Raw genomic sequence first — 25,987 nt, 5'->3', positions numbered from 1 at the left:
CTCAGTGCACCAGGGACACGGCGGTGTCCACGGCGGCCTCGACGTCGTCGTCCGGGGGGTAGAGCAGGGTGCGCCCGACGACCAGCCCGCGGACGGCCGGCAGCGCCAGGGCGTCGCGCCAGCTGGCGTAGGTCTCCTCGGGCCGGCGGGAGGGGTCCCCGCCGAGCAGCAGGGTGGGCAGGGTGGTGGCGTCCATGACGCGCGCCATCTCGGCGACCACCGGCAGCTTCAGCCAGGTGTAGGCCGACGTGGCCCCGAGCCCCTGGGCGACGTGCACCGACTTGATGACCGCGTCGGGGGTCAGGTCGTTGCTGACCCGGCCGTCGACCCGCCGGGACAGGAACGGCTCCAGCATGGCCACGACGCCGGCCCGCGCCAGCTCGGTGACCGCCCGGCCGCAGGTCTCCAGCATCCGCACCGTGCCGGGGTCGTCCAGGTCGATCCGGTTGAGCATCTTGGCCGCGTCGAAGCGGGCCTCCACCACCCCGGCGACGTCATAGGCGGTCATCCTGTCGTCGAGCTCGAAGCTGGCGCCGACGAGGCCGCCCCGGTTCATCGAGGCCACCACGACCTTGTCCTCGAGGGCACCGAGCAGCAGCAGGTCCTCGGCGATGTCCGCGGTGGCCAGCAGGCCGTCCACGCCGGGGCGGGCCAGCGCGGTGCGCAGCCGGTCGAGCATGTCGGTGCGGCTGTTCATCGCCGTCGGCCGGCCCTGGGCGGCCAGCGCACCCCGGGCGGGGTGGTCGGCGGCGACGAGCATCAGCCGCCCGTCCCGGGGGAGGAGCTGCGGCCGCCGGCGGCGCGCGGCCAGGGCCCGCCGGATGGCCTGCGGGTCCCCGGCGCGCACCTCGGTGACCTCGGCGTACGTGGTGCAGACCGGCCGGGCGGTGCGGGTGTCGGCGGGGGACAGGGCGGTGTCAGACACGGGTGCTCTCCAGGGACGCGGCGACGTGCTGCTCGATCTCGGCGGCGGTCGGCATGGCGGTGGAGCACTCCAGTCGCGAGGCGACGATGGCTCCGGCGGCGTTGGCGTTGCGCAGCAGCCGCTCCAGCGGCAGCCCGGTGAGCAGGCCGTGGGCCAGCGAGCCGCCGAAGGCGTCGCCCGCCCCGAGCCCGTTGACCACCTCGACCGGCGTGGGGGGGACGACGACCCGTTCGGTGCGCGTCTTGCCGAGCACCCCGCGGGGCCCCTGCTTGACGACGGCGAGCTCGATCCCGGCGTCCAGCAGGGCGTCCGCGGCGCGCTCGGGGTCGGTCTCGCCCACCGCCACCTCGCACTCCTCCCGGTTGCCGACGGCGACGGTCACGTGGGCGAGGGCGGCCTGCACCTGCGCGGTCGCCTCCTCGCGGGAGGACCAGAACGCCGGCCGGTAGTCCAGGTCGAGCACGGTGTGCCGACGGCGCCCCCGGGCCTCCCAGGCCGCGTGGTGGGCCGACCGGCTGGGCTCCTCCGACAGGCCGGTGACCGTGGCCCAGAACAGCCCGGCGTCCCGGACCGCGGCCGGGTCCAGGTCCGCGGGTGTCAGCTGGAGGTCCGGCGCCTTGGGGCGGCGGTAGAAGTACAGCGGGAAGTCGTCGGGCGGGAAGATCTCGCAGAAGGTGACCGGCGTGGGGTGGGCCGGGTCGACCACCACGAGTGCGTCGTCGACGCCGAGGTCGCGCAGCGCGCGCCGCACGAAGCGGCCGAACGGGTCGTCGCCGACGCCGGTCACGAGGGCGGTGGCGTGGCCGAGCCGGGCCGCGGCGACCGCCACGTTGGCCGCGCTGCCGCCGAGGAACTTCCCGAACGTCTCGACGTCCTCCAGCCCGACGCCGACCTGCAGGGGGTAGACGTCCACCCCGCTGCGTCCCATCACCAGCACGTCCCGGGCGTCTGTCACGGCTCTCCGGTCCCCCCTGCGTCGTCGTTCCGGCCCGCCGACGACTGTGCTCCGGGACACACTGCCCTGTCAATACTTTGTAAAGACATAAGTGCATACGCACCTGATGATGACGGGATGCCTCGACGGGGGAGGACGGCAGGGCCCGTGGAGGTGCGACCATGGCCGGGACCCCGGCCGGGCCCCCGCGCGGCGCCCGCTCCCCAGGAGGCCCGCGTGCTGACCTTCGAGATCGACCGATCGAGCCCCACCCCGCTGTACTTCCAGCTCGCCCAGGCGATCGAGGGTGCCATCGCCGGGGGTGCGCTGCCGTCGGGGTCCAAGCTGGAGAACGAGGTGCTGCTGGCGCAGCGCTACGGCCTGTCCCGGCCGACCGTCCGGCGGGCGGTGCAGGAGCTGGTCGACAAGGGGCTGCTGGTCCGCAAGCGCGGCGTGGGCACCCAGGTGATCCAGCCGCACGTGCGCCGGTCGGTGGAGCTCACCAGCCTCTACGACGACCTCGCCCGGGCCGGCGAGGCGCCGACCACGGAGGTCCTCTCGCTGGAACGGGTGCCGGCCCCCGCCGACGTGGCCGGGGAGCTCGACCTGCCGGAGGGCGAGGAGGTCGTCGTCGTCCGCCGGCTGCGGCGCTCGCACGGCGAGCCGCTGGCGCTCATGACCAACCACCTCCCGGGCCGGTTCCACCCGACCGCGGAGGAGCTCTCCGAGCGGGGCCTCTACCAGTACCTGCGGACGAACGGCGTGCACCTGCGGGTCGCCCACCAGCGCATCGGCGCGCGGCTGGCCCGGGCCGAGGAGGCCCGGCTGCTCGACGAGCCCCCGCGCTCGGCGCTGCTCACGATGCAGCGCACCGCCTTCGACGACCAGGGGACGGCCGTCGAGTACGGGCACCACCTCTACCGGGCCTCGCGGTACGACTTCGAGACGACGCTCGTCGGCCGCTGAGCCCGCCCGCGGAGCGCTGCGGGAATTGGTCGCGCGCAGGCCTCAAGGTCACCCGTGTGGGTGACGAGAAGAAGAGGGACAGGAGTGGGCCGAGTGCCCCGTGTGCCCGCCGGGCCGCGTGGCGACGTGCGGGAGCGGTGTGACATCGTCACGCTCGGTCGGCCCCGATGCACCCCTTCCCCTGGGAGCGACATGCTGCACAGCCGTCCTCGCCGGCGTACGCGCGGGACCGCACCGGTCGCGCACCGCCGCCCGGGCGCCCGCGTGGTGCAGGGCCTGCTCGCCGGCGTCCTCACCGCGACGGTGGTGCTCACCGGCGCCGCCCCCGTGAGCGCCGCCCCCGAGCCGCCGCCCAACCCCAGCGACGAGCAGCTCGGGCAGGCGCAGTCGGCGCAGGACGCCGCCGCCGCGGAGGTCGGCCGGATCGGCGCGCTGCTGGCCCAGGCGGAGTCCGAGCTGGAGCGCTACGCCTACCAGGCCGAGGCCGCGGGCACCGCCTACCTCGCCGCCGAGGAGGCCCTCGCCCAGGCGCAGGCCGAGGCCGCGCGGACGGCGCTGGAGCTGGAGGCCGCGGTCGCCGCCGTCGACGCGGCCATGGCGCGGATCGCCGGCTTCTCCCGCGACAGCTACATGAACGGCAACACCCTCTCCACGGCCGCCGCGCTGCTGGACGCCGACGGGCCGGCCGAGCTGGTCCAGACCGCCGCCATGCTCGACTACGTCTCGGCCAACCACCTCGACGTGCTCGGCCAGCTCGAGGTCGCCCGCGTGCAGCAGGCCAACGCCGACTCCGCGGCCCGCGCCGCCCGCGACAAGACCGCGCAGGCCGAGGCCGCCGCGTCCGCCGCCAAGGCCGAGGCCGACCGGCAGCTGGCCGCCCAGCGCGCCGCCTACGACCAGGTCGCCGCGCAGAAGGCCGACTACGAGACGCAGCTGCAGGCCGCCGAGATCGAGCTGCTGCGCCTGCAGGGTGCCCGCGACGCCTTCCAGCAGTGGCAGGCCCAGAAGGCCGCCGAGGAGGCCGCCGCCGCCGCGGCCGCCCGCCGCGCCGAGGAGGAGGCCGCCGCGAACGCCGCCGCCGCCCGCGCCGCCGCCCGCAGCCAGAGCTCCGGCGCCAGCAGCTCGTCGTCCTCGTCGTCCGGCTCGTCGGCCGGGTCCGGCGGGTCGGGCCCCTACGTCACGCCGACCTCCGGCCGCACCTCCAGCTGCTACGGGATGCGCTGGGGCACGCTGCACGGCGGCGTGGACATCGCCGCCCCGATCGGCACGCCCATCTACGCCGCGCACTCCGGCGTCGTGGCGCGGGCCGGCACGGCCACCGGCTTCGGCTACGCGGTCTACCTGCGCGGGGACGACGGCGCGGTCACCGTCTACGGGCACGTCAACGAGTACTTCGTCGGCGCCGGTGAGCGGGTCGTCGCCGGGGAGCGGATCGCCACGGTCGGCAACCGCGGCCAGTCCACCGGCCCGCACCTGCACTTCGAGGTGCACCCGGGCGGGGCGCTGCACGGCGGGCAGGTCGACCCGGTGCCGTGGCTGCGCGCCCGCGGCGCCTCCATCAGCGGCTGCTGACCCGGCCTCGGGACCGCCGCGGAGGTGCCCGGCGCGACGATCATGGCGCCCGGGACGCGACACACCCGTCGACAGCGGGGTGTCGCCTCCCGACGTCCATGATCGTCGGGAGGCGGGTCAGGTCGGGGACGCCGAGGTGAGCCCGCAGTTGGCGCCCACGTAGTCGGTCAGCGCGGACTGCGCCGGGACGAGCTCCTGGCCGATCTCCGCCTCCGCCTGCGCGTAGGCCTGCCGTCCCTCCGGGGTGCCGAGGTCGAGGGTGCCGGCGGTGTCGGCGAGCCGGCCCAGCCCGTCGAGCAGCGCGGCCCAGTCGGCGGCGATGCCGGCCGGCGCCTCGACCCGCTCCAGCCGGGTGAGCACCTCCGGCAGCCGGCCGGCGACGTCCTCCGGGGCGGCCAGGCCGAGCGCGCCCTGCAGCTCGGTGAAGGCGCTGGTGAGCTCCCCGCAGAAGGCCTGGGCGGCCGGGTCCGGCGCGGCGCTGCCGGCCGGCGCGGACGACGACGCCGCCGGGGCCGGCGTGCCCGGTGCCGCGTCCGGGTCGCTCTCGCCCGACCCGCCGCACGCGGTGAGCAGGACGACGGCGGCGGCGGCGAGCGCCGGGCGGAGCAGGGCCGCGGGGGAGCGCATGCGCCCGACGGTAGCCGCGGCCGCCGGCGGCTACCGTGCCGGACGTGAGCACCCCGGCCGACCCGCGCAGCACCTGGGAGCTCCACGCACCGGGGGCGATGCCGCGGACGGCGGAGCTGGAACCACTGGTCACCCGCGTGCTGGCGCCCAACCCGTCGCCGATGACGCTGGACGGCACCAACAGCTACCTGGTCGGCGCCCCGGGCAGCGGGCAGGCCGTGCTGGTCGACCCGGGCCCGGACGACCCGGCGCACCTGGCCGCGGTCGAGGCGGCGCTGGCCGCGCGGGGCGCCCGCTGCGTCGCGGTCCTGGTCACCCACCACCACGGCGACCACGCCGAGGCGGCGCTGCCGTGGGGCGAGCGGTTCGGCGCGCAGGTCGGCGCCGCCGACGCCCGGGTGGCCGGTCCGGCCGGGCGGGTCCTGGCGGCGGGGGAGCGGCTGGCGCTGGCCGGGACGCAGATCGGCGTCGTCCCCACGCCCGGGCACACGGGCGACCACCTGGCCTTCCGGCTGGAGTCCGGCGCGGTCCTGGTCGGCGACCACGTGCTGGGCCGCGGGACGTCGGTGGTGAGCCACCCCGAGGGCGACGTGCTGGCCTACCTGGCCTCGCTGCGGCGGGTGCACGACCTCGGCCCGAGCGCGCTGTACTGCGGGCACGGGCCGGAGCTGACGCAGGACCCCGGAGCGGTGCTGGACTTCTACCTGGACCACCGGGCGTTCCGGGAGCAGCAGCTGCTCGCCGCGATGGTGCGCGGCGCCGGCACCGTCGACGCGCTGGTGGCCGACGTCTACGCCGACGTGCCGCGGGAGCTGTGGCCGGCGGCGGCCCAGTCGACCCGGGCGACGCTGGCCAAGCTCGCCGCGGAGGGGCACGTGGTGCTGGACGGCGACCGGGTGTCCCTGCCGTGACCGTTGCGGTGGTGCGGCTGGACCTGCCCGCGGTGCTCGGGCTGTGAGCACCGAGTGGGACGTCGTCGTGGTGGGCGCCGGCACGTCCGGCGCCCCGCTGGCCGCGCGGCTGGCCGACGCCGGACGGCGGGTGCTGGTGCTGGAGGCCGGCGCCGACCACGCCGAGTTCCCGCCCGACCTGCGCGACGCCGCCCGCATGGCCGCCGCCGTCCCCGGCCACCCGGCCAACTGGGACCTCACCGGCGTCCTCACCGACGAGGTGACCTCCCCGGTGCCGCGCGGCCGGGTGGCCGGCGGGTCGAGCGCGCTCAACGGCGGCTACTTCATCCGTGGCACCCGGTCGGACCTGGACGGCTGGGCCGCAGCGGGCAACGACCTGTGGTCCCACGACGCGCTGCTGCGCTCCTTCGTCCGGCTGGAGGACGACCGGGACCTCGGCGACCGCCCCGGCCACGGCACCGGCGGCCCGGTGCCGGTGCAGCGACCGCGCCCCGGGCACCCGCTGGCCGACGCGCTCGGTGCCGCGGCCGCCGAGCTGGGCTTCCCGGAGGAGCCGGACAAGAACGCCGACGGGCCGCCCGGCTGGGGGCCGGTGCCGCTCAACGTGGCCGGCGGGGTGCGGGTGAACACCGCGATGGCCTACCTGTCCCCGCGCCGCGGGCACCCGGGGCTGACCGTGCGCGGCGGCGTGCCGGTGCGCCGGGTGGTGGTCGAGGGCGGCCGGGCGGTCGGCGTGCAGACCGACGACGGCGTGGTGCGCGCTGCGGAGGTCGTGCTCGCCGCCGGCGCGGTCGGCTCGCCGCACCTGCTGCTGCTGTCGGGCATCGGCCCGGCCGACCACCTGCGCGCGCTCGGCGTCGAGGTGGTGGCTGACGTGCCCGGGGTGGGGGCGGACTGCACCGACCACCCCGACGTCTACGTCACCTGGCGCCCGGCCCGTCGGCTGCCCATGCCGCGGGACCTGCACCCGCTGTCCGGCGTCCTCAACGCCACCGCCGACGGCTCCGCCGTCCCCGGCGACCTCGAGGTGCTGCCCTGGCTCAAGCCGTTCAGCCGGGTGGTGGCGCCGCGCACCTCGACGGCGGTGGCCCGGGTGCTGCGCCGGCCGGGGGCCACGCTGCGCGCGCTGCGCGGGACGTCGCCGCACCGGCTGCTGGACACCGCCCGCCGCCGCGACGACCTGTTCCTCGGCGTGGGACTGCAGCGGGAGGACAGCCGCGGCCGGCTCACCCTGACCGGCACCGACCCGCGCGTGCAGCCCCGGCTGGAGTACCGGTACCTGACCACCGACTCCGACCGGCGGCGGATGCGCCAGGGGGTGCGGCTGGCCGCCGAGCTGCTGCGGACGCGCGCGATGGCCCCGCTGGTCGCCGGGCGGAGCGGGCTGCCCGACGACGTGCTGCGCGACGACCGGGAGCTGGACCGCTGGATCCGCCGGTCCATCGCCACCGCCGTCCACCTGGCCGGGACGGCGCGGATGGGGCCCGACGGCGACCCGGGCGCCGTCGTCGACCAGCACCTGCGGGTGCGTGGCGTCGTGGGGCTGCGGGTGGTCGACACCTCGGTGATGCCCACGGTGACCTCGCGCGGCCCGGCGGCGACCGCGGTCGCGATCGGCGAGCGCGCCGCGGAGCTCATGACCCGCCGAGGGTCACCCGGCGCCCGGTAGCGGCGGGAGGGGGATGCCCGGCGGCGGGAACGGGACCGGCTCCTCCGCGGACAGGATCGGCAGGAACGCGTCGTGCCAGATCTGCCCGCCGCGGCTGCCGCCGTACCCGCCGACGTCCTCGTTGGCCGTGGGGTTGAACAGCATGACGCTGGCGGTGTACCGCGGGGTGGAGCCGACGAAGGAGACCGAGGCGCGGTCCTGGGCGGTGCCGGTCTTGGTGGCGACCTGGTGCCCGGGGATGGCGGCCCGCCGGCCGGTGCCGTACGGCGCCGTGGACCCGCTGACCAGCATCTGGTTGACCGTGGTGGCGATCTGCGGCGAGACCACCTCCGGGGTGCAGGACGCCCCGGTGCCCAGCGGGCTGCCGTCGGCGCGGGTCAGCGGCCGCCCGTCGCGGTCCAGCACCTCCACGACGGGGACCGGGGTGCACCGGGTGCCGTTGGCGGCCAGCGTGGAGTAGGCGCTGGCCAGAGCCAGCGGGCTGGTCGCCTCCGGGCCGAGGGTGAACGAGCCGCGGTTCTCGGCGACCACCTGGTCGGCGACCGAGTCCAGGGAGGTCAGGCCCAGCCGCTGCGCCACCCGCACCGGCCCCTCCACGCTGCCCAGCTCGTCCTCCAGGGCCACGAAGTAGGTGTTGGACGAGCGGACCAGCGCCTCGTGCATGCTCAGCCGGGCCGGGATCGAGTCGCCGACGTTGCCCACCGTGTACGGCTCCAGGCCGTTGCGGTACACCCGCGAGGTGTACGGCTCCGGCGCGGTGAGCGTGTGCGTGGGCGGCAGGCCCCGCTCCAGTGCCGCGGTGGCCACGAAGACCTTGTACGTGGAGCCGGAGCCCTTGCTGGCGGCCACGTTGAGGTTCAGCGACTCCTGCGCCGGGTCGTCGACGTCGTAGCCGAAGACCCGGTTGGCGCTCATCGCCAGCACCGCCCCGGTGCCCGGCTCGACCGCGGTGAACATGGCGGCCACCGGGTCACCCATCGGCTGGGTGGCCAGCACGGCGGCGTCCGCGGAGCGCTGCAGGTCCGCCCGCATCGTCGTGCGGATGGTGAGCCCGCCGGTCTCCAGCTGCTCCTGGGTCACCCCGAGGGTGCCGACGAGGTGCTGCTGCAGGAAGTCGCAGAAGAACCCGCCGATGACCGCGCCGGCGCAGCCGTTGGGCGGCGCCGGCGCCGGGGCGGTCTGCACCGGCTGGGCGGAGATCTCGGCCAGCTGGGCGTCGGTGATGTGCCCCCGGGCGTGCATCCGCCCCAGCACCACGTTGCGCCGCTCCCGGGCCCGGTCGGGGTCGACCAGCGGGCTGTCGGCCGCGGGGGTCTGCACCAGGCCGGCGAGCATCGCGGCCTGCGGCAGGTCCAGGTCGGCGGCGTCCACGCCGAAGTAGGCCTGCGCCGCGGCCTGGACGCCGTAGGCGCCCTCGCCGAAGTACACCGTGTTCAGGTAGCGGGTGAGGATCTCCTCCTTGGCGTAGGTCTCCTCCAACGCCAGGGCGAGCCGGGCCTCGCGCAGCTTGCGGCCCACCGTCTGCTCGGTGGCCGCCGCCCGCTCCTCGGCGGTGACGGCGGTCTGCAGCAGCGTCTGCTTGACCAGCTGCTGGGTGATCGTCGAGCCGCCCTCCTGCACGCCGCCGGAGCTCACGTTGCGCACCAGCGCCCGCGCCGTCCCCTGCACGTCCAGCCCGTTGTGCTCGTAGAAGCGCTCGTCCTCGATGTCGACCAGCGCCTGCTCCATGACGTCGGCGATCCGGTCGGCGGTCACCGGCGTCCGGTTGTCCCGGTAGAAGTAGGTGATCACCGACCCGTCAGCGGCGAGGACGACGGTGTTGCCCGGCTTGGTGGCGTCGGTCAGCTCGACGGGCAGCGGCGCGAGCAGCGAGGCCGACGAACTGGCCGCCAGGCCGGGCCCGACGACCCAGGGCACCAGCAGCGCGGCCACCAGCGCGCCGGTGGCGGGGAGCGCCAGCAGCAGGCCGACGACCGCGCGCCTCCGGGGGTCGGGGGAACCGCTCCGGGACCGTGCCATGTCGTCCTCACCGCGCTCGTGCTCCGGCGTGCGGGGAACCGCGCCGCCGTGCCCGGATCATCGCCCACCGTGGCGCCGCGCGGCACGGTGGACGGCGCGGCGGTCGGCGCGTCCCGGCGACGCGCCGACCGCGACTCCGGCGCGCGGTCGGCGGCCCGCCGCTCAGCGGGCCGGGGAGGCGGGCCGGGACGCCGGGGTGCGCGCCGGCGCGCCCGGCGACCGGCCGGCCGCCGGGCGGGGGTCCGGGCGGGCGCTCAGGGCCACGATGAGGGCGAGCAGGGCGACCAGCCCGACGAGGACACCGGCGAGGACCAGCAGCGACTCGAGCACCGTCCGACCGTAGGCAACCGCTCGCACGGTGTCACCTGGCGGGACCCCACCGGATGATCACGCCGGTGTTGGCGGGGTCCCGACGGGTCGGGCGCACCCGCCCCACGCGTCCCGGGCGCACCGGGACGGGTGGACGGCGCCCGCCGGGCGGGGTAGGGGGCCGGGGTGAGCGACCTGCCCCGGACGGCCGGACGCGCCGTCGCCGTCCCGCTCGGCGCCCTGGCCCGCCGGCGCCGCACCAAGCCGATGCACCCGCGCGGTGCGGTGCTCGACGCCGTCCTGGAGCGCACCGGCGGGCCGGCCTGGTGGGGCGTGCCCTGGCTGGCCGGCCGCGGCGAGCAGCCGGTCCTGGCCCGGCTGTCCCGCGGCGGGGGGCTGCCCGCGCCGCTGCCGGACCTGCTGGGCCTGGCCGTGCGCGTGCCCGGGCCGGAGGGGCCGGTGGACCTGCTGCTGTCCACCACCGGACGCGGCCGGCTCACCCGCCTGCTCCCGGTGCCGCGGCGCGACGCCGCGGCGGTCTACACCTCGGTCATGGGCTACCGGTCGGTCGCCGGCACCGTGCGCCTGGCCGCGCTGCCCGCACCGGGCGCCGGGCCGGTCACCCCGGAACCGGGACCCGTCGGCGCGGCGGCCGCCGCCGGCCGGCTCGTCCTCACCCTGGCCGCCGCCCGCGGGGCGGGCCCGTGGCGGCCCTTCGCCCGGCTGCGGCTGCTCGCCCCGGTGCCCGGCGGCGACCCCGACGTCCGCTTCGACGCCGTCCGGCACCCGCCGCCGGGCCTGGTGCCCGACGGGCCGATGGCGCGCTTCCGGGCGCCGGCCTACGCGGCCGCGCAGCGGGCCCGCGACCGCGGCTGACCGCGTGCGTCACCCGACCAGGTCTCCCTGGGCACGATGCGTCACCGCGCGGGTTGGGCGCCGCGACCTCGGGTAGGGGCCTCGACGCCCGATGACCCCGACCCCGACACCGACGACCCCGACCCGAGTCCCGCCCCTGCCGGTCGCAGCGCGCGGCACGCAGGAGGAGCAGCAGCCGTGAGCACCGCCGAGCCCCCGGCTGGCCCGGTGATCCGCGTGGTCACCGTCCCGCACAGCGACGCCTACGTGGACACCGTTCTGCCCGACGGCGTGGTGCACGTCGGCCCCGGGCCCTGGCTGGACCCCGGCCACCTGGCCGCGCACGCCGGCGGGATCGACGTGGTGCACCTGCACTCCGGCTACGGCCACCTGCCCGAGGACGAGGTGGTCAGCTGGACGGAGACCGTCCGGCGCTCCGGCGTCCCCCTCGTGCTGACCGTGCACCAACTGCGCGACCCCGGGCAGCCGACCCCGCGCCGGCACGACGCCCACCTCGCCGCCCTGCTGGCGACGGCGGAGGTGGTGCTCACGCTGACCCCCGGGGCGGCCGAGGAGATCGCCGCGCGGTTCGGCCGGACGGCCATCGTGGTGGCGCACCCGTCGATCGCCGAGCCCGTGCCCGACCTCGGCAGCGAGCGCGGCCTGGTCGGCATGGCGCTGCGCGCGCCGTCCGCCGCCCTGCCCGACCCCGCGGGCGTGGTCCGCGCCGCGCTGTCCGGCGCGGTGAACGGCGGGGGCCGGCTGCGGGTGTTCCTCGACGACGACGTGGCACCGCCGCCGGTCTTCGCCGCAGGGGACAGCCTGGAGTACCTGCCGCGCACGGCGGACTCGTGGGCCGGGCAGCTGCAGGAGCTGCACGCCGCCGTCCTGCCGGAGAGCTGCGGCACGCACTCGCGGGACCTGGAGGTCTGCCGGGACGTCGGCACCCGGGTGGTCGCGCCCAGCTGCGGCTGGTTCACCGACCAGTGGGCCGACGTCGTCCCGTACGACAACGACGAGGAGCACGGCCTGGACCCGGTGTCACTCGACGCCGCGGTCGCCGCGGCGCTCACCCGGCCGGCTCCCCGGCCGGCCGACCGCGCCTGGCGCGCCGAGCAGCGCGCCGCCGTGCGCGCCGTGCACGGCCAGGTGTACGCGCAGTTGAAGGACCCCGTCCTCCCCGACCTCCGCACGCTCAGGTCGGGACCCGGGACGGGGCCGTAGGTGGGCAGGGGCGGGGTCGAACCGCCGACCTCTCGCTTTTCAGGCGAGCGCTCGTACCGACTGAGCTACCTGCCCCTCCCGGTGTCCCCACCGGGGAGCGACCCTGACGGGACTCGAACCCGCGACCTCCGCCGTGACAGGGCGGCGCGCTAACCAACTGCGCTACAGGGCCTTGCGTGTACTGCTGTGGTGCGTGCCCCCAACGGGGTTCGAACCCGTGCTACCGCCTTGAAAGGGCGACGTCCTGGACCGCTAGACGATGGGGGCTCGTGTTCGCCGGGGGCAGCAGAGACTCTACATGCCCGGCGCACCGCCCCGGCGCAGGGGTGCGCCAGGGGCTCCCCGCTCCGGCGACACGTCGTGACCGGTCGCTCACCCAGGGGTCCGTGGGTGTCACGCTCAGCGGGTGACCCGCCGCGCCGCCCCCCGCCCGTCGCTCCTGCTCGCCACCACGCTGGTCGGCACCGCGCTGGTCGGCACCGCGCTGGTCGGCACCGCGCTGCTCGCCGGCTGCGGCGGCGGGGACACCGCCACGGTGCCCTCGGCCAGCACGGGGGACGCGCCCGCGCCGTCCGGGTCGGCCGCGCCGGGCACGCCCGCGGACGGCGGGACCCCGGACGGCGGTGCCACCGCCGCGCCGCCCTTCGAGGGGGACACCGCGCCGGCCACCCGCGAGGCCTCCGCCGACGCGCTGGTCACCGTCACCGCGATCCGGACCGGCCGGCAGGACGGGTACGACCGCGTCGTCCTGGAGGTCGCCGGGACGGGCACCCCCGGCTGGGACGTCCGGTACGTCGAGGAGGCGTACGCGCAGGGCATGGGCGGCGCCATCGAGGTCGCCGGCGACGCCGTGCTGCAGGTGACCGTCACCGGCGCCGGCTACCCCTTCGACACCGGCGTGGAGGAGTGGGCCGGGCCCGACCCGCTGCCCGGCGAGGGCACCAGCACGGTCACCGAGGTGGCCTGGGACGCGACCTACGAGGGCACCTCGGTCGCCGTCATCGGGACGACCGCCGAGGCGCCGTTCCGGGTGTACGCGCTCGAGGACCCCACCCGCATCGTCGTCGAGATCGCCGGCTGAGCCCTAGCCGAGGGAGGCGGTCAGCTCCACGGAGTCGGTCTGCACGGTGGTGCAGGTCAGGCTCAGCGAGGCGACGCTGACGGTCTCCCCCTCGGCGCAGGAGACGCTGGCGCCACCCACGCTCAGCGAGGCCCGGCCGTCCTGGACGCCGCCGAAGGACAGCGACGTCCCGAGGACGTCCACCTGCGCCTGGTCGCCGGACAGCCGCACGGTGCACTCGCTGCCGCTGCAGGAGAGGGTGTCCGTGCTGAACGAGCAGGCGGTCAGCGGCAGCACCGCGAGGCTCGCGGCGAGGACGCCGGCCGCCGTCCGGGCGGCGCGCGCGGGGGTCGTGGGCATGGGCCGAGCCTAGGGCGGCCGGCTCACCCGGTCGGGGAGGCGGGCGCGGGGGCCGGCCGGGCGCCGGCCGCCGGGAGGCCGACGACCTCCCGCTCGATGGTGACCTCGGTCTGCCCCAGCCCGCCCAGGGTGATCTCGTCGTAGGCGGTCAGCGCGCCGGTGCCCGGATCGAGGTAGAGCACCGTGCAGGTGAGCGGCTCGGGGTACTCGCCCTGCAGCGCGCGCAGCCCGGCCCCGCCGGTGGAGCCCTGCACCATGAGCAGCGTGCCGCCGTCGAGCCGGGTCACTGCCCGCTCGTGGGTGTGCCCGGCCAGCACGAGCGGCACGACGCCGTCCAGCGGCGGCGCCTGCTCGGGGTCGTGCACCAGGGCGACCGCCGGTGGCCGGGGCAGCGTCGCGACGTACGCGGCCAGGCCCTCGCCGGTCTCCTCGAGGGTCTGCGCGCCGTCGTCGGCGTCCGGGTCGGGGGTGAAGCGCGGGTCCGGCGTCCCCACGACGTCGATGCCGGCGACCGTGACGGCGGAGTCGTCGAGCACGGTCGCGTTCGGCTGGGCGGCCACGAGCTCGACGGTGACCGTGGAGTCGTGGTTGCCCTTGGTGAAGACGTAGGGCACGCCGAGGGCGCCGACCCGGGCGACCAGGGAGCCCTCCGGCAGCGTGCCCCAGTCGGTGAGGTCCCCGGTGTCGAGCACGGCGTCCACGTCGAACTGGTCGACGACCTGCGCGACCAGGTCCAGGCCGGCGGGGTTGAGGTGGATGTCGGAGACGTGCAGCAGCGCCACGGTGTCGCCGGAGCCGCCGGGCGGGGGCAGGGCCGACACCGTGGCGTACAGCGTGCTGACGTTGGCGACCAGGTCCTCCAGGGAGGCCCGGTAGGCGTCGAAGCGGGCCACGATGTCCTGGGCGCCGCCGATCAGGCTGGTGGCGTTGACCAGCAGCCCGGTGTAGGTCGGCTGGGACAGCGCCTCGGGGCGCCACGTCGCGGCGCTCACGCCGGCCGTGCCCGCGACCAGCGCGGCGGACAGGCCCAGGGCGACCAACGGCTCGCGGCCGCCGCGGAGCACGAGCAGGGAGGTCGTCGTCGCACCGGCCACGGCGGCCAGGGCGGTCAGCAGGGCGACCCGCTCGACGGCGTCCCGCAGGTCGGCGCTCACGTCGTCCACGAGGCCGTCCAGCGCCACCGGGTCGGTGGCCAGCTGCGTCGCCCGGATCTCGTCGACCCGGCTGAGCGCGATCTCCAGCCGCAGCGGCCCGTCGTAGGCGTCCACCTCCAGCGCGCCCAGCGGGGGCACGTCGAGGCTGGCGCCACCGCCCAGGGGCCGCAGCGCCACCGTGGCGTCGAACGGGCCGATCGGCGCGTCGACCCGGCCGAGCAGCAGGATGCCCAGCCACGCCCCGCCGAGCACGACGGCCAGCCGGGCGGCCCAGCGGCCGACCAGGCGCAGGATGGCGGGCGCGACGGGGGAGCGGCCCGGGACGGCCGCGGGGGTCGGCTCGCTCACCGCGCCACGCTAGCCGCGGCCGGTGTGCCGACCCGGCCCGCGGGCCGGCACACCGCCGTCACGCGACCGTCACGCGACCAGCTTGGCGGTCACCTCGGCCAGCCGGCGGCCCTGGTAGCGGGCGGCGGCCAGCTCGGCCTCGTTCGCGGTGGCGGACTTGCCACCCGAGGCGACGGAGGCCCCGTAGGGGTTGCCGCCGGCCTCGAACAGCAGCGGGTCGGTGTACCCCGGCGGCACGATCACCGCACCGAAGTGGGAGAAGACGTTGAACAGCGTGAGGATCGTGGTCTCGTTGCCGCCGTGGACGTTCTGCGCGCTGGTGAAGGCGGTCGCGCCCTTGTCGGCCAGCTTGCCGGTGAACCACAGCCCGCCGAGGGTGTCGATGAACTGCTTCATCTGCGCGGCCGGCGTGCCGAAGCGGGTCGGAGTCCCGAGGGCGTACCCGTCGGCCCACTCCATGTCCGCGGGGCTGGCCTCCTCGACCTCGCCGGCGGTGGCGTCGACGTGCGCCCGCCACATCGGGTTGGAGTCGATGGCCTCCTCGGGGGCCAGCTCCGCGACCCGCCGCAGGCGGACCTCGGCGCCGGCCTCGCGGGCGCCGTCGGCCAGTGCGGCCGCGAGCTGGTGCACGTTCCCGGTCGATGAGTAGTAGATGACGGCGATCTTCGCCATGGTGGCCTCCGTTCAGGTCGTGGTTGTGCGTTCAACCATACAGCTGGTTGTGTGCTCAACCACGCCGGTGGCCAAACCCCCCGGCGGGGTGTCGCGGTGGGTCAGGCCGTGGTGGCCGTGCGCGGCCGGAACAGCCAGCGCAGCGCGATGAACCGCATCAGGCCGACCAGGCCGGTGACCGTGACGACGAGCGCGACCTGGGTGACCACGGAGGCGTCGGGGGCGAGGGAGTCGAGGACGCCGAGGGCCGTGCTGCTGAGCAGCAGGCCGACGACCGTGACCCCGCCGGCCTCCAGCTGGGCGGTCAGCCAGGTGACCCGCTCGCCGGCGTGGAAGGTGAGCCGGCGGTGCATCTCGTTGGCCAGCACGGTGGAGGTGGCGGTGGCGACGACGTGCGCGGGCAGGTAGCCGAAGCCCTCCAGGGCGACGAAGAGCGCGGCGTAGACCAGCGTCGTCGAGCCGCCGACCAGGACGAAGCGGGTGAACTGGGCCAGCGTGTCCTCGCCGCGCAGCCGGCCCGCCACGCTGCCCGCGGTCTCGCCGGCCGCGGGGCGGCGGACGAGCAGCGACGGGCAGGTCACGAGGACTCCTCTGCTGGCCACGGGTTCTTTCTGCACGGTCCACCTGGGCATCGGCTGTGCGCCAGTGCTTATTCCCCTGGGAAGGGGTCGGACACCTGGTCGGTGGACCGTCACCCGGCCAGTCACGGCGCTCCCGTCACCGGGAGGTCACCGTCCGTCACGGGATCGCACCGACGGTATCGAGGCCGGCCGGCGGGGGTAGGACGCCGCGCATGAGCCTCATGGGGATCCTCGACCGGATCGCGGACTCCGCGACCTTCGACAGGGCGATCGAGCCGGCCCGGCGCGCCGTGCTGGCCGCGCTGAAGCCGCAGGCGTTCAAGGACCTGCTGCACGGGACGTGGTTGGGCCACCCGGTGCACCCGGTCCTGGTGCAGGTCCCCGTGGGGAGCTGGACGTCGGCCGGCCTGCTGGACGCGATCCCGTCGATGCGGCCGGCCGCCACGGTCCTCATCGGCACTGGCGTCGCCGCCGCCATCCCCGCCGCGATGTCCGGCGCGGCCGACTGGTCCGAGCAGGGGGTCGGCGTCCAGCGGCTCGGGGCGCTGCACGCCGTCGGCAACACCGTCGCGCTGGGTCTGTACGTCGGGTCGCTGGTCGCCCGGGCGCGCGGCCGCGGCGGGCTGGGGCGGGTGCTGTCCTACGCCGGCCTGGGCGTGGCCACCGGGTCGGCGGCCGTGGGCGGGCACATGTCCTACGCCCAGTCCTCGGGTGCCTCGCACGCCGCGACGGCGGCCCGCGCGCTGACCTCGGACTGGATCGACCTCGGCCCGCTCGACGACCTGCCCGACGGGCGGCCGGCGCTGCGCACCGGCGGGGGCAGCGGCGTGGACGTCCCGCTGGCCGTCGTCCGCCGGGGGACGCGGGTCGACGTCTTCATCGGCACCTGCTCGCACCTGGCCGGGCCCATGTACGAAGGGCGGGTCGAGCAGGTGCGCGGCAGCGACTGCCTGGTCTGCCCGTGGCACCAGTCGGCGTTCGACCTGGCCGACGGCCAGCCCCGCCGCGGCCCGGCCGCCAATCCGCAGGACAAGCTGGAGGTCCGCATGCAGGCCGGCCGGGTGATGGCCCGGGTGCCCGGGCGCGACCGGTAGGGCTCCCGGGGCGGCGCCGCCGTCCCTACCCTCCGGGCATGCGGCGGACGGCGGTGCTGGCCCTGGCGCTGCTGTGCGCCGGCTGTTCTCCGGCCACCGGCGCCGGCAGCCCCGCCCCGTCGTCCTCGTCGTCCCCGCCGTCGGCCGCGGCGCCTGCGCTGCCGGCCGTGCCGGGCGTCGAGGCCGAGGTGGTGCGGCTGCGCACCGACGTGCCCGTCCCGGGGCAGGTGCACGTCCGCGTGACCGACACCGGGGACTCCCCGTTCACGGTCACCGCGGTCGCGCTGGACTCGCCAGGATTCGCCCCGCTGCCGCCGACCGCGCTGACCGCGGCCTTCCAGCCCGGGCGGACGATCGCGCTGCGCACCGCGTACGGCGAGCCGGACTGCGCGGCCCGGCCGTCGCCGGTGGCCGCGCGGTTGACCGTCGTCCGGCCGGGCGGCGCGGTGGAGGAGCTGCGGGTGCCGCTGGCCGGGGACGACCTGGACGTCGTCCACCGGGAGGCGTGTGCGGTCGCCGGGGTGCTGGCCGTCGCCGGGGTGGGCCTGGAGGGGCTGCGGGCGGCGGGGGAGTCGGTCACCGGCAGCGTCGTCCTCACCCGGACCGGGGGCGACGACCGCGCCGTGACGGTGGTCGACGCGCGGGGCAGCGTCGTGCTGGACGTCGCGGTCACCGGGCTGCCGCTGGAGCTGGACCCCGGGGAGGGCCGGGTGGGCGGGGAGGTGGCGTTCACCCCGGCGTCCTGCGAGCCGCACGTGCTGGCCGAGACCAAGCAGCCGTTCGCGTTCCCGCTCGCCGTGGCCGTGGGCGACGCCGAGCCGGTGGCGGTGCCCCTGCCGGTCGACGCCGCGCAGCAGGACCTGCTGTGGGACCTGCTGGACCGGGTCTGCTGAGCCGGGACGCGGTCCGGCCCGGCCGCCACGGGGGGAACGGGACGACCGGGCCGGGGTCCGGAGGCCCGGGACCGCTGTCCGGGCAGGAGTCACCGTAGGTGACTCCGGGATCCCCATCGATCACCTGACCAGGGGACATGTCCCGGTGGCGGGCCACGGAACGTGACGTCGCGGTTCACCCGGGTCCCGCACGGGCACCCGGCGCCCGTGTTCTTCCTCTTCTCCAGCCGGCTCGGCTGCCTGGGCTCGCTGGCCGTCTCCGCGCTGCTCACCCTGCTGCTCCTGCTGGTCCTCGACGTGATCTGAGCCCGAGCCGCTGCTCCTCCTGCTCCCCGGCGTGAGCCAGGACGCCCGCGCGGGTGCCGCACAGCCGGGGTCGGGCCCCGGTGGCTGCGGGGGACCGACCCCGCACTCCACCGCGGCGGCGGGCTCTGGGAGCACCCGCGGTCCGGCACGGGTCGGCCCCGCGTCATCGGCGTGCCGGCCGCACTCACCCGCGGGGGCGTGGGGATGCCCCTAGTACGGGTGACGCACCTGGTGGACCGCTAACAACTCTGCGAAGTCGCTGCGTTACTACCGGTGCAGACCCGGTCCCCCGGGTCGCAGCTGTGCCTCCTGCGAGCAGAGAGCGAGTAGCACTTTGGACCACATCAGGACGTCCGTCGGGACGCCGGGGCAGCAGCCCCGCACCCGGCGGCGGTTCGGCGTCCGCGGCACCGCAGCCGCGATCGCCACCTCGGCCCTCGCGGCCGCCGTCCTCACGGCCGGCACCGGAACCGCGCAGGCCGCCCCCGACGCCGGGCTCGGCTACGACCCCGTCGCCGACAAGGGCTCGCTGCACAACATCGCCGAGGTGATCGGCGCGCACGCCTCCTACCGGGCCGGCTACACCGGCAAGGGCATCGGCATCGCGCTCATCGACACCGGCGTGACCAACGTCCCGGGGCTGCACTCGGGCAACGTCGTCGACGGGGCGGACCTGTCGTTCGACAGCCAGGACCCCGAGCTGGCCCACCTGGACGCCTACGGGCACGGCACCCACCTGGCGTCCATCATCGCCGGTCGGGAGGCCGCCGGGACGACGCAGAACTACCAGGACCCCAAGCGCTTCACCGGCATCGCCCCCGACGCCACGCTCGTGGACGTCAAGGTCGGCGCCTCCGACGGCGCGGTGGACGTCACCCAGGTGATCGCCGCGATCAACTGGGTCGTCGAGCACAGGAACGACCACAACATCCGGGTCATCAACCTCTCCTACGGCACGGACTCGACCCAGCCGAGCTCGGTCGACCCGCTGGCCTTCGCGGTCGAGAACGCCTGGAGGAACGGCGTCGTCGTCGTGGTCGCCGGCGGCAACGACGGTCAGTCGCAGCTGACCCTCGCCAACCCGGCCAGCGACCCCTACGTGCTCGCCGTCGGCGCCGTGGACACCAAGGGGACCACCAGCGCCGTCGACGACACCGTCCCCGAGTGGTCGACCCGCGGGAGCAACACCCGCCACGTCGACGTCGTCGCTCCGGGCGTCAGCGTCCTCGGCACGCGGGTGCCGAACGGCTACGCCGACGAGCGCAACCCGACCGCCCGTGTCGGCGACCGGTTCGCCAAGGCGTCGGGCACCTCACAGGCCGCCGCCGTGGCCAGCGGCGCGGTCGCCCTGCTGCTGCAGCAGAACCCGACGCTGACACCCGACCAGGTCAAGCGCCAGCTCATGTCCACGGCCATGGCCTTCAGCTCGACGGACAGCAAGTACCGCGGCAACGGCACGATCAACGTCCGCACCGCCCAGACCAAGCCCGTCAACAAGTCGGGCCAGTCGGGCCAGTTCTGGGGCTCCGGCACCGGCTCGATCGAGGCCGCCCGCGGGACCTCGCACGTGCACGACGGTGCGGCCCCGCTGCAGGGCGAGGTCGACATCTTCGGCAACGCGTGGGACCCGCAGGCCTACGCGGCGGCCGTCGCCGCCGGCACCATCTGGGACGGCGGCACCTGGCGCGGCGTGCAGCTGACCGGGGCGGCGTGGGAGTCCGGCGCCTGGCCGACCGTCGACTGGGGGCAGGGCACCTGGACCGCGCGGACCTGGCGGACCGACGAGTGGACCGCCCGCACGTGGCGTGAGGGCGCGTGGGTGGCCCGCACGTGGCGTGAGGGCGACTGGTCGGCCCGCACCTGGCGCGACGAGGCGTGGTCGGCCCGCACCTGGCGGACCGCCGACTTCGCCGGCACGGGCTGGGTGTAGAGCCATGTCGCCCACTCGGAGGAGCGCGCGCGGCATCACCGTGACCGCGCTGGCCGCCGCTCTGGCGGCCGGCACCGCCGCCCCGGCGGCGGCCGCGCCGCCGTCCGACGCCGAGCGCGTCGGGGTGATCGTGCAGCAGCTGCCCGGTGCCGGTGACGCCCCGGAGCGGGCCGTCGCCGCCGCCGGCGGCACGGTGGTCCGCCAGCTCGGCATCATCGACGCCTTCAGCGCCTCGGTGCCCGAGGACCGGCTGGCCGCCCTGCGTGCCGTGCCCGGCGTCCGGGAGGTCACCGAGGACGCCACGGTGCGGTTGACCAGCGCCGAGGTGACCGACCAGATCTCGCAGAGCGGGTCGCTGGACTGGATCACCGAGTCCACCGGCGCCACCGCGATGTGGCAGAAGGGGTACACCGGCAAGGGCGTCGACGTGGCGGTCATCGACTCGGGCGTCGTCCCGGTCGAGGGCCTGGACACGGCCGGCAAGTTGGTGTATGGGCCGGACCTGTCCCTCGAGGCCCAGCAGTGCGACAGCTCGGGGCAGAACTGCGTCTCCGGCCCGGCGTACGCCCTGGACGGCTACGGGCACGGCACCGCCATGGCCGGCATCATCGCCGGCCGGGACACCGCCGCTCCGGGCACGGTCAACGCGGCCAGCGGGGACGTGGACTTCCTCGGGATGGCACCCGACGCCCGCGTCGTCAGTGTCAAGGTCGCCGACTCCGCCGGGCAGTCCGACGTCTCGCAGGTCATCGCCGGCATCGACTGGGTCGTGGCCAACAGGCGCGCCAACGGGCTGGACATCCGGGTGCTCAACCTGGCCTTCGGCACCGACGGCGTGCAGGACTACACGCTCGACCCGCTCGCCCACGCCGCCGAGGCCGCCTGGCGGGCCGGCATCGTGGTCGTCGTCTCCGCGGGCAACCGCGGCTCGGCGGACGAGAAGCTGACCAACCCGGCGTACGACCCGTACGTGCTGGCCGTCGGGGCCGTCGACGACCGGGGCACCTTCGCGATGTCCGACGACGTCATCCCGGAGTGGTCGAGCAAGGGCGACGGGATCCGCAACCCGGACGTGGTCGCGCCGGGCTCGCGGGTGGTCGGCCTGCGCAGCCCCGGCTCGCTGCTGGACACCGGCTTCCCGGAGGGCCGCGTCGGCACCCGGTTCTTCCGAGGCAGCGGGACCTCCCAGGCGGCCGCGGTCGTCTCGGGTGGCGTCGCGCTGATGCTCCAGCAGCGGCCGACGCTCACGCCCGACCAGGTCAAGGCCCTCCTCCTGGACACGGCGCGGCGGATCCCCTCCGCTGACGCGCAGGGGCAGGGCCGCGGCCTGATCGGCCTGGCGGCCGCGATGAGGAAGCAGCCCCCGAAGCAGGCAGCCCAGACGTGGCCGCGGTCCACCGGCAGCGGCTCGCTCGAGGCCTCGCGGGGCACCGCGCACGTCTCGGTCGGCGGTGCCGAGCTGACCGGGGAGAGGGACGTGTTCGGCACGGCCTGGAGTGGCCACGTGTGGGCCACGTCCTCCGCGGCCGGCACCGCGTTCACGGACGGCTCGTGGTCGGGCGACCGGTTCACGGGCGGTTCGTGGCTCAAGCGGCCCTGGTTCGGCCACGGCTGGAACGCCGACCACTTCGCCGGACAGACCTGGGACGGCACCGCGTGGGTCGCCGTGCCATGGCTGCCCGACGCCGACGGTCGCTTCTCGGCCCGCACCTGGGCCGGCGAGGAGTGGTCCGCCCGCACCTGGGCGGCCCGCACCTGGGCCGGCGACGAGTGGTCCGCCCGCACCTGGGCGGCCCGCACCTGGGCCGGCGAGGAGTGGTCCGCTCGCACCTGGGCGGCCTCCACCTGGGCGACCCGCACCTGGGCCGCCTCGAGCTGGGCCTGACCGGCCGGTGCACACCGCGGAGCGGGGTGGGTCCGCCCACCCCGCTCCGTCGCGTCCGGAGCCGGGCTCCCGCCCCGTCGGGTGAGAGCAGGGGCGTCCGGCCTCAACCGACGGGCGCAGGCGGTCGTACACGAGGGTGAGGAGGTGGCGCATGGACACCCAGCAGACGGATGCGGGACCGGACGACACCGGACCCGTGGGCGGCGACGAGGCGTCGGCCCCCCGGCGCAGGTCCCGCTTCGACCGGCGCAGCGCGCTCGTCGTGCTGCAGACCATCGCGCTCGGCGTCCTCGCTGTGCTGGTGGGCGCTCCGTTCGTCGGCGTCCCGGCCTCCCAGCCCGAGCTGCACCTGCCCTGGTGGGTGCTGAGCATGGGGTTCGCGGCCACGGAGGCGTGCGTCTTCCACGTGCAGACCAGGCGCGAGGCGCGGACCGTGTCGGTCAGCGAGCTGCCGCTCGTCCTCGGCCTCTTCTTCGCCGCCCCTCTCGAGCTGCTCGCGGGCCGGCTGGTCGGATCGGGCGCCATCTTCGTGTTCCACCGGCGGTCGTCGCTGCTCAAGACCTCGTGGAACCTCGCCATGGTCAGCGTGCAGACGGCCGTGGCCGTCGCCGTCTTCCACGCGCTGAGCGACCTGGCGGACAGCACCAGCCCGCTGTCCTGGATCGGCGCGTACGCCGGCCCGATGGCGGCCAACTGCGTCGGCGCCGTTGCGCTGGCCCTCGTGATCGCGGTCTACGAGGGCAGCATGCGGCCTGGTGAGCTGCTGCGGGACGTGGTCAACGGAGAGCCGGCCGCCCCGGTCGTCATCACCCTGGCGCTGGTCGCCGTCACGAGCCTCACGGTCTCCCCCCACAGCGTCTGGCTGCTCGTCCTGACCGGCGTCGGGCTGCTGCTCGGCTACCGCGCCTACGCGTCGCTGTCCGACCGGCACCTGAACCTCGAGCGGATCTACCGCTTCACCCAGGCGGTCAGCACCTCCCCCGAGGTGGACGAGGTGCTGGGGAGCGTGCTCGCCGAGGCCAAGGAGCTGCTGCGCTCCGAGCGGGCGGAGATCGCCTTCGTCGCGTCGCCGCAGAGCCAGGTCGCCCACGTCCGGCTCGGGGTCAGCGGGCGGCTCACGCGGTCCGAGGAACCGAAGTCGGCCGAGGACCGGTGGCTGCTCGACCAGGTCGTCGAGGACGCCACCGCCCTCCTCCTGCCCCGCACCACCAAGGACGCCGTACAGCGCCGCTGGCTCGACGCCCAGGCCGCCCGCGAGGCGGTCGTCGTCCCCCTGCGCGGCGGCGCCGGCGTCCTCGGCGTTCTCTTCGTGCTCGACCGGCTCGGCGACGTGCGCACCTACGACAAGGACGACGTCCTGCTGCTGGAGACCGTGGCCAACCACGCGAGCGTCGCGCTGCAGAACGGCGAGCTCATCGACAAGCTGCGCCACGAGGCGATGCACGACGCGCTCACCGGCCTGCCCAACCGGGCGCTGCTGCAGCGCAGGATGACCACTGCTCTGGAGGAGGTCGCCGACGGTCGCAGCGCGGGCGCGGTGGCGATGATCCTCGACCTCGACGGGTTCAAGGAGGTCAACGACACCCTGGGCCACCAGCAGGGGGACAAGCTGCTGGTGGAGGTCGCCGCCCGGCTCACCACCGCGGTCGGCACCGCCGGCATGGTCGCCCGCCTCGGCGGTGACGAGTTCGCCGTCCTGCTCAGCGGGACCGGCGACGAGGAGCGGGCCGTGCACGTCGCCCGCCGCGTGCTGCGCTCCCTGGAGCACCCGATCGCCCTCGACGACATGGAGGTCGAGGTCGGCGGCTCGCTCGGCGTCGCCCTGGCGCCGGCGCACGCGACCGACGCGGCCGTGCTGCTCAAGCGCGCCGACATGGCCATGTACGACGCGAAGGGGGGCGGCAAGGGGCTGCGGGTGTACGAGTCGGACCTGGACAGCAAGAACCCGCGCCGGCTCACCCTGGTCGCCGAGCTGCGGGGCGCGCTGGCCCGCGACGAGATCTCCGTCCACGTCCAGCCGCAGGCCCGGCTGGACAGCGGCGCCGTCGTCGGCGCCGAGGCGCTGGTCCGCTGGCACCACCCCGAGCTGGGGGTCGTGCCGCCCGACGAGTTCATCCCCGTCGCCGAGCGCAGCGGCCTGATCGGCCCGCTGACCACCCGGGTGCTCGACGCCTCGCTGGCCGCGGTCGCGGCCTGGCGCGCCGCCGGCCACCCACTGGGGATCTCGGTCAACCTCTCGACCCGCAGCCTGCACGACGCCGACCTGGTCGAGGAGGTGTCCCGGTTGCTGCGCCGGCACGACGTGCCCGCCTCCGCGCTCACCCTGGAGGTCACCGAGAGCTCGGTCATGGCCGACCCGGCCCGCGCCACCGCGCTGCTGCACCAGCTGCGCGACCTCGGGGTGCGCCTGAGCGTCGACGACTTCGGGACCGGGTACTCGTCGCTGTCCTACCTCAAGCGGCTGCCGGTGCAGGAGGTCAAGATCGACCGGAGCTTCGTGACCAGCCTCCAGGCCGGGGGCGAGGACGCCGCCATCGTGCGCGCCATCATCGACCTCGGCGGACACCTCGGACTCGAGGTCGTCGCCGAGGGCGTGGAGGATGCCGCCGTCTGGGAGCTGCTGTCGACGATGGGCTGCGACGTGGTGCAGGGCTGGCACCTGGGCCGCGCGATGCCGGTCGCCGAGTTCGCCGGCTGGCTGGCCACCCGGGGTACGGCCACCCGGCCCACCCTGCACGCGGTCAGCTAGCCCCCGAGCTCGTGACACGGGCGCAGGGCGCCGGCACCCAGGCGGATCATCCGCAGGGTCCGCGACATCGCCGACCACCGCGTGCGCACTGGCGAACCGGCCGGCGCGCAGCCGCCCGGCGGCAGCGGCCGCCCCGCCCCGGGAAGTGCTCGCGGTCGCTGCGACCGGCGGCGCCCGGACTCCCACCAGCAGCCGCTCCCTCACCCGTGGGCGGGGACTCCTGGCGCACCCCGATCGCGCACGGGTCCCCCCATGCCGGTTCCGGTGATGCTGCGACCACCTCTGTCGCAGACCGGTCCTCCACACCCTCGGCTCCGAGCACGGGCACGCCGATCGGCGCGAACCAGACGGCGACCATCGGGGACATGGCCACGACCGCGGTGCAGGTCGGCACCGGCGCCCTCCTGTCGGAGGCCAGCCACCACGCGATGACCGGTCCGGACCCGCTGGGCTTCGCACAGCCGGAGCCCGTTGCCTGGTGCGCTCGACGCCGAGGGCAGCTGCGCCAACGCTGCTGACCGCCTGGCTCGATTGATCAAGGCCGTCGTGGCACCGGACGACGCACCGCCGATGCCGCCCGGTCGATGCGCTGCGTCGACTCGCCGGTCGGTGAGGACCGCATGATCAGTGATGTCACCCGCGCGCATCGTGACATCCGGCGCCGACCGGCACGGGGAACGGGCGGTAGCCTCGCTGCGGGGCGCAGCGAGCGGCCCTCCGGATGGCCTCCGCGTCGTCTCGTGGGTTGTCTGGAGAGTTCTCGGCACCCACCGGGCCTCTAGCTCAACTGGCAGAGCAGCGGACTTTTAATCCGCGGGTTGTGGGTTCGATCCCCACGGGGCCCACCAGTGTGATGTCGCAAGACATCCTGGACGCCCGGACCCACGTTCCGTGGGTTCGGGCGTCCGTCACTTCCGGGTGGGGCCGGGTGGTCGGCCGGTGGG

The 25,987-nt window shown here is 76.0% G+C and carries 22 protein-coding genes and 4 tRNA genes; 14 read left to right on the top strand and 12 right to left on the bottom strand.

Annotated features, from left to right (window positions below; genetic code table 11):
* Position 1: 1 nt before the first annotated feature.
* A complete protein-coding gene (locus CHB98_RS20330) occupies positions 2-925 on the bottom strand; it encodes a class I fructose-bisphosphate aldolase (protein ID WP_089307429.1) in 924 nt (307 codons plus the stop codon).
* Positions 918-1,880, bottom strand: coding sequence for a 5-dehydro-2-deoxygluconokinase (gene iolC / locus CHB98_RS20325; RefSeq protein WP_218822455.1), 963 nt, complete (start codon positions 1,878-1,880; stop codon positions 918-920). Before iolC ends, CHB98_RS20330 begins: the two co-directional genes overlap by 8 nt.
* Before the next feature lie 216 nt (positions 1,881-2,096).
* Here iolC and CHB98_RS20320 point away from each other — a divergent pair, with 216 nt between their 5' ends.
* Both CHB98_RS20320 and CHB98_RS20315 read left to right on the top strand, forming a co-directional pair.
* Positions 2,097-2,825: a GntR family transcriptional regulator gene (locus CHB98_RS20320; RefSeq protein ID WP_245821478.1), complete on the top strand. Its 729-nt coding sequence runs from the start codon at positions 2,097-2,099 to the stop codon at positions 2,823-2,825.
* Between the two features lie 264 nt (positions 2,826-3,089).
* The gene (locus CHB98_RS20315; protein ID WP_245821476.1) at positions 3,090-4,397 is read left to right on the top strand and encodes a M23 family metallopeptidase; all 1,308 of its coding nucleotides are present in this window, start codon (positions 3,090-3,092) and stop codon (positions 4,395-4,397) included.
* A gap of 117 nt (positions 4,398-4,514) precedes the next feature.
* Here the strand turns inward: CHB98_RS20315 and CHB98_RS20310 are convergent, their stop codons facing one another.
* On the bottom strand, positions 4,515-5,024 hold the full coding sequence (locus tag CHB98_RS20310) for a hypothetical protein (protein WP_089307426.1): 510 nt from the start codon (positions 5,022-5,024) through the stop codon (positions 4,515-4,517).
* Positions 5,025-5,068: 44 nt separating this feature from the next.
* Here CHB98_RS20310 and CHB98_RS20305 point away from each other — a divergent pair, with 44 nt between their 5' ends.
* Both CHB98_RS20305 and CHB98_RS20300 read left to right on the top strand, forming a co-directional pair.
* Positions 5,069-5,935: an MBL fold metallo-hydrolase gene (locus CHB98_RS20305; protein WP_089307457.1), complete on the top strand. Its 867-nt coding sequence runs from the start codon at positions 5,069-5,071 to the stop codon at positions 5,933-5,935.
* Positions 5,936-5,978: 43 nt separating this feature from the next.
* On the top strand, positions 5,979-7,604 hold the full coding sequence (locus tag CHB98_RS20300) for a GMC oxidoreductase (protein WP_089307425.1): 1,626 nt from the start codon (positions 5,979-5,981) through the stop codon (positions 7,602-7,604).
* Here CHB98_RS20300 and CHB98_RS20295 read toward each other — a convergent pair.
* Both CHB98_RS20295 and CHB98_RS21895 read right to left on the bottom strand, forming a co-directional pair.
* Positions 7,587-9,623, bottom strand: coding sequence for a transglycosylase domain-containing protein (locus CHB98_RS20295; RefSeq protein WP_089307424.1), 2,037 nt, complete (start codon positions 9,621-9,623; stop codon positions 7,587-7,589). The genes CHB98_RS20300 and CHB98_RS20295 overlap by 18 nt on opposite strands.
* 162 nt (positions 9,624-9,785) lie before the next feature.
* Positions 9,786-9,953 carry a hypothetical protein gene (locus CHB98_RS21895; RefSeq protein WP_179224758.1) on the bottom strand — a complete coding sequence of 56 codons (168 nt, stop codon included), beginning with the start codon at positions 9,951-9,953 and terminating at the stop codon, positions 9,786-9,788.
* Between the two features lie 165 nt (positions 9,954-10,118).
* Here CHB98_RS21895 and CHB98_RS20290 point away from each other — a divergent pair, with 165 nt between their 5' ends.
* Positions 10,119-10,808 (top strand): phosphodiesterase, encoded by a 690-nt coding sequence (locus CHB98_RS20290; protein WP_089307423.1) that lies wholly within the window; start codon positions 10,119-10,121, stop codon positions 10,806-10,808.
* 177 nt (positions 10,809-10,985) lie between these two features.
* Entirely contained in the window at positions 10,986-12,011 is a 1,026-nt protein-coding gene (locus tag CHB98_RS20285) for a glycosyltransferase (protein ID WP_089307422.1), read from the top strand.
* 1 nt (position 12,012) lies between these two features.
* Here the strand turns inward: CHB98_RS20285 and CHB98_RS20280 are convergent.
* The 3 genes from CHB98_RS20280 to CHB98_RS20270 all read right to left on the bottom strand — a co-directional run bounded on the left by CHB98_RS20280 (position 12,013) and on the right by CHB98_RS20270 (position 12,278).
* Positions 12,013-12,086, bottom strand: a tRNA-Phe gene (locus CHB98_RS20280).
* Between the two features lie 23 nt (positions 12,087-12,109).
* Positions 12,110-12,183 (bottom strand) — tRNA-Asp (locus CHB98_RS20275).
* A gap of 22 nt (positions 12,184-12,205) precedes the next feature.
* Positions 12,206-12,278, bottom strand: a tRNA-Glu gene (locus CHB98_RS20270).
* A gap of 139 nt (positions 12,279-12,417) precedes the next feature.
* Between CHB98_RS20270 and CHB98_RS20265 the strand changes: the two genes are divergently transcribed.
* Positions 12,418-13,092 (top strand): AMIN-like domain-containing (lipo)protein, encoded by a 675-nt coding sequence (locus CHB98_RS20265; RefSeq protein ID WP_089307421.1) that lies wholly within the window; start codon positions 12,418-12,420, stop codon positions 13,090-13,092.
* 3 nt (positions 13,093-13,095) lie between these two features.
* On the opposite strand, the gene CHB98_RS20260 is transcribed toward CHB98_RS20265, so the two are convergent.
* The 4 genes from CHB98_RS20260 to CHB98_RS20245 all read right to left on the bottom strand — a co-directional run bounded on the left by CHB98_RS20260 (position 13,096) and on the right by CHB98_RS20245 (position 16,186).
* Positions 13,096-13,431 carry a hypothetical protein gene (locus CHB98_RS20260; RefSeq protein WP_089307420.1) on the bottom strand — a complete coding sequence of 112 codons (336 nt, stop codon included), beginning with the start codon at positions 13,429-13,431 and terminating at the stop codon, positions 13,096-13,098.
* 23 nt (positions 13,432-13,454) lie between these two features.
* Positions 13,455-14,933 carry a metallophosphoesterase gene (locus tag CHB98_RS20255; protein ID WP_245821473.1) on the bottom strand — a complete coding sequence of 493 codons (1,479 nt, stop codon included), beginning with the start codon at positions 14,931-14,933 and terminating at the stop codon, positions 13,455-13,457.
* Positions 14,934-15,002: 69 nt separating this feature from the next.
* Positions 15,003-15,605, bottom strand: a complete 603-nt coding sequence (wrbA, locus tag CHB98_RS20250; protein ID WP_089307419.1) for an NAD(P)H:quinone oxidoreductase — start codon at positions 15,603-15,605, stop codon at positions 15,003-15,005.
* Between the two features lie 101 nt (positions 15,606-15,706).
* The gene (locus CHB98_RS20245; RefSeq protein WP_245821471.1) at positions 15,707-16,186 is read right to left on the bottom strand and encodes a GtrA family protein; all 480 of its coding nucleotides are present in this window, start codon (positions 16,184-16,186) and stop codon (positions 15,707-15,709) included.
* A gap of 212 nt (positions 16,187-16,398) precedes the next feature.
* Between CHB98_RS20245 and CHB98_RS20240 the strand changes: the two genes are divergently transcribed.
* From CHB98_RS20240 to CHB98_RS20210, 7 genes are all read left to right on the top strand, one after another.
* Positions 16,399-17,280, top strand: coding sequence for a Rieske (2Fe-2S) protein (locus CHB98_RS20240; RefSeq protein ID WP_089307417.1), 882 nt, complete (start codon positions 16,399-16,401; stop codon positions 17,278-17,280).
* Positions 17,281-17,318: 38 nt separating this feature from the next.
* The gene (locus CHB98_RS20235; RefSeq protein WP_143425150.1) at positions 17,319-18,173 is read left to right on the top strand and encodes a hypothetical protein; all 855 of its coding nucleotides are present in this window, start codon (positions 17,319-17,321) and stop codon (positions 18,171-18,173) included.
* A 162-nt stretch (positions 18,174-18,335) separates the two neighbouring features.
* Positions 18,336-18,479 carry a hypothetical protein gene (locus CHB98_RS21890; RefSeq protein WP_179224756.1) on the top strand — a complete coding sequence of 48 codons (144 nt, stop codon included), beginning with the start codon at positions 18,336-18,338 and terminating at the stop codon, positions 18,477-18,479.
* 334 nt (positions 18,480-18,813) lie between these two features.
* Positions 18,814-20,409: a S8 family serine peptidase gene (locus CHB98_RS20230; protein ID WP_218822454.1), complete on the top strand. Its 1,596-nt coding sequence runs from the start codon at positions 18,814-18,816 to the stop codon at positions 20,407-20,409.
* Positions 20,410-20,413: 4 nt separating this feature from the next.
* On the top strand, positions 20,414-22,294 hold the full coding sequence (locus CHB98_RS20225) for a S8 family serine peptidase (protein WP_089307415.1): 1,881 nt from the start codon (positions 20,414-20,416) through the stop codon (positions 22,292-22,294).
* Positions 22,295-22,445: 151 nt separating this feature from the next.
* Positions 22,446-25,043, top strand: a complete 2,598-nt coding sequence (locus CHB98_RS20220; RefSeq protein WP_089307414.1) for a putative bifunctional diguanylate cyclase/phosphodiesterase — start codon at positions 22,446-22,448, stop codon at positions 25,041-25,043.
* A gap of 772 nt (positions 25,044-25,815) precedes the next feature.
* Positions 25,816-25,891: transfer RNA gene (locus CHB98_RS20210), tRNA-Lys, on the top strand.
* Positions 25,892-25,987 lie beyond the last annotated feature (96 nt).

The organism is Geodermatophilus pulveris, from assembly GCF_900188375.1.
GTDB lineage: Bacteria > Actinomycetota > Actinomycetes > Mycobacteriales > Geodermatophilaceae > Geodermatophilus > Geodermatophilus pulveris.
This window is presented reverse-complemented; position numbering and strand designations above follow the sequence as displayed.

Excerpts from the sequence above, each read along its gene's own strand:
- CHB98_RS20310 (WP_089307426.1), bottom strand. The coding sequence starts at position 5,024 with ATGCGCTCCCCCGCGGCCCTGCTCCGCCCGGCGCTCGCCGCCGCCGCC.
- CHB98_RS20295 (WP_089307424.1), bottom strand. The coding sequence starts at position 9,623 with ATGGCACGGTCCCGGAGCGGTTCCCCCGACCCCCGGAGGCGCGCGGTC.
- CHB98_RS20260 (WP_089307420.1), bottom strand. The coding sequence starts at position 13,431 with ATGCCCACGACCCCCGCGCGCGCCGCCCGGACGGCGGCCGGCGTCCTC.
- wrbA (WP_089307419.1), bottom strand. The coding sequence starts at position 15,605 with ATGGCGAAGATCGCCGTCATCTACTACTCATCGACCGGGAACGTGCAC.
- CHB98_RS20240 (WP_089307417.1), top strand. The coding sequence starts at position 16,399 with ATGAGCCTCATGGGGATCCTCGACCGGATCGCGGACTCCGCGACCTTC.
- CHB98_RS20235 (WP_143425150.1), top strand. The coding sequence starts at position 17,319 with ATGCGGCGGACGGCGGTGCTGGCCCTGGCGCTGCTGTGCGCCGGCTGT.
- CHB98_RS20225 (WP_089307415.1), top strand. The coding sequence starts at position 20,414 with ATGTCGCCCACTCGGAGGAGCGCGCGCGGCATCACCGTGACCGCGCTG.
- CHB98_RS20220 (WP_089307414.1), top strand. The coding sequence starts at position 22,446 with ATGGACACCCAGCAGACGGATGCGGGACCGGACGACACCGGACCCGTG.